This is a genomic window from Methylophaga sp., from assembly GCF_965655755.1.
GTDB lineage: Bacteria > Pseudomonadota > Gammaproteobacteria > Nitrosococcales > Methylophagaceae > Methylophaga.
In genome coordinates, this window is sequence record NZ_CBFHHW010000058.1 from 1 (window position 1) to 4,974 (window position 4,974).

Sequence of the window (4,974 nt, forward strand, 5' to 3'; positions counted from 1 at the left end):
CCACGTGCGACACCATAACGAATAGCCGCAGCCACTGCGGCCCCGGCAAAACCACCACCTGCCGCAATCGGGTTGAAGGCATGCCAGAAGATTAATCCGAACGCATCCGGCACTTCCTGGATGTTCAGAATAATGACAACTAAAGCCGCACCAAGGTAGGCCACAATCATAAAGGGCACCAGCATTGAGGTGAAACGACCAATAGATCGAATGCCGCCAATCAATACCAGCCCAGTCATGATCATTAAAATACCGCCGGTTAACCAGCTAGCAATACCGAATACCTCATCCAAGACCGCGGCAGCGGAGTTTGCTTGGGTCATATTGCCGATACCGAAAGCGGCGCCAGCAGTGAATACAGCGAAGAGGACACCTAGCCATGGCAGACCGGCGCCTTTGGCAATGTAGTACATTGGTCCGCCACGCATCCCCTTCTCACCCTGCTCACGATATCTCACTGCAAGTAAAGCCTCGGCATATTTGGTTGCCATGCCGACAAGGCCGGTTATCCACATCCAGAAAACAGCGCCGGGACCGCCCAAGGTGATCGCCGTAGCAACGCCGACAATATTACCGATACCGACCGTTGCTGCCAGCGCTGTCGTCAAAGCCGCAAAGTGACTGATATCGCCCGCTGACTTATCATCTTTAGCAAGCACCAGACGAAAAGCATGACCAAGCGCACGAAACTGCAGCCCCTTGAGAATGACCGTAAGGTAAACACCGGTTCCCACCAGTAAAATCAACATAGGCGGGCCCCAGACCCAGCCAGATAACGTAGACACCCACTCTGACAGTAGTTCCATGCTCAATTCCTTGAAAAGTACTAGCTGAACTTATGTTAGATGGCGATAACTGTCAAACAGAGAACCAGCAAGATGGAAAGAATCGACGTGGATGGACTATCGATGCAGAATATTGAAAATAGGACTCAGGCCTTACCCCAACCATCCTGACCTGAGTAAAGTTGTCTTTATGAGCACATTTAATCAAATACCAAAGAGTGACAGTTAAATATCTATTTGGCTTAGACTTAACTAAAAAGCTACTTACGGGTAATGTCTGACAAGGGTAGACACCTTTTCTGGTAAAAACTGTAACTAAAACCATAAGAGGCGAGACGAACACGACCACAGCGATAAGCACGGCGGTGAGTAATAGCTTCATTTCCCTTCTTAACGCACATGCTTAGTGGCGCCGGAGTGAACGCGGAGGCGTCCTAGCCGCGCGCTTTGCGTGGCGCCTACAACCATTTGTTATGTTTTATACCACGATTGATAATTGGGATTAGAATCTTTCATATCGACGTATAACCACACCATTCGGTCTACAAACCATGCTTTAAAAACCATTATCCAAAAATTGCCGAGAACTAAGATCCAAAAATCTAACGCATACAGTCCATAAATAAAGAATGGCAGGCCAAGAGCTGATAAAGACTGTAAAGTTCGGCAGAATGTACGATGCCGAACGGGAATATCTGTATTTTCCCGATTTAGGTAGATTCGTTCTCCAAAGGTACCCATTGAGGCCCAACTATTTGTTTTTCTTGGTACATTAAACAGGCGAGGGTTGAGCCAAACCCACAAAAAAGCTAGAGATATTGGAGCGATGGAATAGATCCCAATCCAATCTCTCGACCAAAATGCAATGGAAATTATCGGCAATGCAGTAAATCTAGTGTATACGCTCCATGGATTGGAATGCCTCATCCATACTTCGTCAGTCATGGACATTGATTTTTCTGCGATTTTAATGATATCCATGCGTATTCCTAGAAAAATAACGCGGAGCGAAGCGGCGGCCCGACAGGAACGTCCACCTTACGTGAATTGTGATGCCTGCCACCAAACACGGAAAAATATAAAGCCTATCGTGCCCACAACAACGCAAAAGCAGATAACGAAAAACCATCAGTAATACGGCCTGATCCGATGACGGCCTTGATCTGATCCTCAGGTATTACAACGGGGCCTTGGACTTCACTATCTGTAGATGAAGAGGGAGTTGCTTGACCAACGTCCACGAAGAATGCGGTCACTGTTGAGGCTAAAATGGCTGAATTGGGCTGAAGCGTTCCAAGCTCGACAAGCCAATCTTCACTAATTTTTAAACCAGTCTCTTCCTCCAGCTCTCGGGTAGCACATTGACGCGCTGTTTCACCGGGCTCCCCATAGCCTCGTGGAGCCTCAATAAAAACTCCTTTGTTTGCTTTACGTTCAACTTCCACAAATACAAAGCCTTGGGCAGATCTTACCAGTACCACTGCGCCATTTTGGGAGCCAGACTCCCTTATGTAGTGAAATTGACCATCTTTAATCACACTAAACCAAGGATTCTCATATACAGCTTTCACTTTAACTCCAAGCCTATTGCACGCTGCATTTTTTGATACATACCAAACCAATTTTTTCGACTAAAGTAGTCTTCTCCACGTTCAGACATTTTTCCTTCTACATAATCCATCGCCTGATCAGTTATCAACTTAGAAAGCGCTGTCGTACCCATAGTTGAAATAATTTCAAAAATTTTAAAAGCATATTCAACAAGTTCTATCTCCTTCCGCAAGGATCTATAAGAAACACTAGCGTCTAGAATAATCTCTGGAACATCATTAATATACTTTATATTATCTTGCAGAAAGCCTTCACCTTCTTTTGCGAAGAGAGAATTGTATGCCGGATCGATAACTTCTGCCTTGAACTGACGACTGGTTAATTCACTTTTCTTTCCGAAATAGTCATCAGAAATACCATACCATTCTGAACGGGATATTTTGTCTTTTACCAAGTTATAAAAAAGAGTACGTTCACCATCATCATCAAAAAAATGGCCTATACAACTATCATCATGCAGACGTCGGCTAACTTCCCTGGTCAAACTATCAGGCGATAGTTCAAGTTTTTCGGTAAGATATTCGAGCTCGGCCAGAGCCTTTTGAGTAGCCTTTATACGGTCGATAAGATCACTCTCCTGCCACTTACCTAAGCTGGATTTGGTGGGACTGCCCTCAACGCTCGAAAGAATGAAATCACTGGGTAGCGCCTCATAATAATCCAACAGAGACATGCCTTCACTGAGATTAAAGCCCCTTAGAACAAGTGCTCCCTGACCCTCTTCGTTCAAATATTTAACTATATTTCTTCGAGACAGCAGACGATGAAACTCAAGATTGTCGATCAGAATGTTCGGAGAAATTACAACGCCCTCGCCAAATGTCATACCTGTAAGGAAGCGTTTTCTTAGCTCACCTGGAGAGAGGCATCTAACGGAGTCACAGTTTGAAAGAAGCAATTTTTCTTTTAATAACATCCTGTTTTCTCAAAACAAACTTAAACTCAGAAACAGCTCAACTGAATTGGTGTGATGGTAAAATCATCTCACTCAGCTTAACGTTTAAGCTAACCGGCCGTGCGTTAGCGCGGTCGGATTGAGTGAATTGTTATGTTTTTAGTAAGTGCAAATACGAATCTAATAATCATCGGGGGCAGAGTAAAGTTATTTTTGATTTAACTTAAGTTTCAAAAGATTGAATATTTAATTTTACTCTGACCCCAATTATTCCGGCTACAGCACAGTGTTAGGCATTTTATCAAAATCAGTCCATTTCATGGTTAATCAAGCACCTCAACCTTCACCGCCTTGCATTCAAACCGATTACTGGATATTGCCTTAACTTGTATTTTGCTCAAATGAACTTTCATTCCTTTTTGTAACGTTTTTCCGTTTTCCATCAGTGACTTGATCATTGATGGCTCAATACGCGCTGTACTTGCACATTTTTCTTTCCATTTCGGATGTGATGGTGCGTCAATGATATGTCTAGCCCTGCCAGCATTATGTCGATATATGCCTACAACATCATTACCAAACCACCACGAACCTGAAGGAAGATAATCTGGATCGGCTTTCGATTGATAGGGTGTATTCGTAAATTTTTTGTTGTGTTCAGCATCACACTGCTCTCCAAGCTTAGCCGTTTGATCTGCCTCTTGTTGCTTAGCGGCCGCAAGACAATAGCGCCAACAGAGTTTGTATCCGTGCTCAATACATTGGTCTGCCTTGTCCCGATAAGAAAGTGTGTCTGCAAACACTGTATTACCATAAACGAGTAATACCACCAAAACGTAACTCGGAAATAACATGAACTTCATAAACAACTCCTTTGCTTGATTGTTATGTTTTCTTTCGTGATCTGTAAAACATCTGTCAGAACTTGCATGCCTAACGCCTTAATCAGCTGCGCCGATAAGTCTGCTGCATTAGTTAAAGATATTGGTAAAATGTTTGGTGGTATTTTAGAGTCTCATCAAGAAGCTTCTGAGTATGCTGGTAAAAGAGTTGGTACTGATAATCTTGTTGAATTCAAGAAAGAAAGAATGAACACAACTTTTTTGTAATGATTTTTTGAAAATAAAGAGATTATGAAATCAGAGGAGGGTCGTTCTTTGAAGGGAGTTTTAACCGAAGGTAACGTTTGGTTGCCATCTCGGGTTTAATGTTTAAATATTTAGATAATTCGCTGATGAATAAATTTTTATAGAAAGCATTAGCCGCAGAGTAATTGTCCTTGTTTAATGCATATTTAAACTTTTGAATTTGTAAATATTGTGATTTAAGCAGGTGAGAAGAGTAGTCGAAAACACTAGTTGGGGTGGCCTCGTTATTGAAGTGGTTTGTTGCCTCGTGCATTGTGTCTGCACGCTGAATAGAATTGTTGGTGTTTTGAGCTGAAAAAGAAAGCGCAAACAGAAGGAATATCATACCAAAGATACCGTTGGAAATTATTTTATTGTATGAGTTTTCTGTTTGCATGTTATAGTAAAGGTACTTAATGTATTACTTGTTGTCAAGTATTATGCCCTTTGGTTTAGAACGACTAATTGTTAGTTAACATGAGATCACAATTCGATTCTACCGCATCAACAGTTGCACCCAACGTTTTGTAAAATCTAATGGCATTCTCATTCCATC

7 protein-coding genes are annotated in these 4,974 nt (G+C 42.4%); 1 reads left to right on the forward strand and 6 read right to left on the reverse strand.

Features of this window, described 5'->3' with window-relative positions; genetic code table 11:
* From ACTF5U_RS12130 to ACTF5U_RS12150, 5 genes are all read right to left on the reverse strand, one after another.
* Positions 1-806: alanine/glycine:cation symporter family protein (locus ACTF5U_RS12130; protein WP_438971893.1), on the reverse strand; the 806-nt coding region annotated here is incomplete at its 3' end.
* 450 nt (positions 807-1,256) lie between these two features.
* Positions 1,257-1,766 carry a DUF6653 family protein gene (locus tag ACTF5U_RS12135; protein WP_438971894.1) on the reverse strand — a complete coding sequence of 170 codons (510 nt, stop codon included), beginning with the start codon at positions 1,764-1,766 and terminating at the stop codon, positions 1,257-1,259.
* 104 nt (positions 1,767-1,870) lie between these two features.
* A complete protein-coding gene (locus ACTF5U_RS12140) occupies positions 1,871-2,356 on the reverse strand; it encodes an NUDIX hydrolase (protein WP_438971895.1) in 486 nt (161 codons plus the stop codon).
* Positions 2,353-3,312, reverse strand: a complete 960-nt coding sequence (locus ACTF5U_RS12145) for a hypothetical protein (protein ID WP_438971896.1) — start codon at positions 3,310-3,312, stop codon at positions 2,353-2,355. Before ACTF5U_RS12145 ends, ACTF5U_RS12140 begins: the two co-directional genes overlap by 4 nt.
* Positions 3,313-3,614: 302 nt before the next feature.
* Complete coding sequence (locus ACTF5U_RS12150; protein WP_438971897.1) at positions 3,615-4,154, reverse strand: hypothetical protein; 540 nt, start codon at positions 4,152-4,154, stop codon at positions 3,615-3,617.
* Positions 4,155-4,220: 66 nt separating this feature from the next.
* Here ACTF5U_RS12150 and ACTF5U_RS12155 point away from each other — a divergent pair, with 66 nt between their 5' ends.
* A complete protein-coding gene (locus ACTF5U_RS12155; protein ID WP_438971898.1) occupies positions 4,221-4,400 on the forward strand; it encodes a hypothetical protein in 180 nt (59 codons plus the stop codon).
* 22 nt (positions 4,401-4,422) lie between these two features.
* Here ACTF5U_RS12155 and ACTF5U_RS12160 read toward each other — a convergent pair whose 3' ends face one another.
* On the reverse strand, positions 4,423-4,815 hold the full coding sequence (locus tag ACTF5U_RS12160; protein ID WP_438971899.1) for a hypothetical protein: 393 nt from the start codon (positions 4,813-4,815) through the stop codon (positions 4,423-4,425).
* Positions 4,816-4,974: the final 159 nt, after the last annotated feature.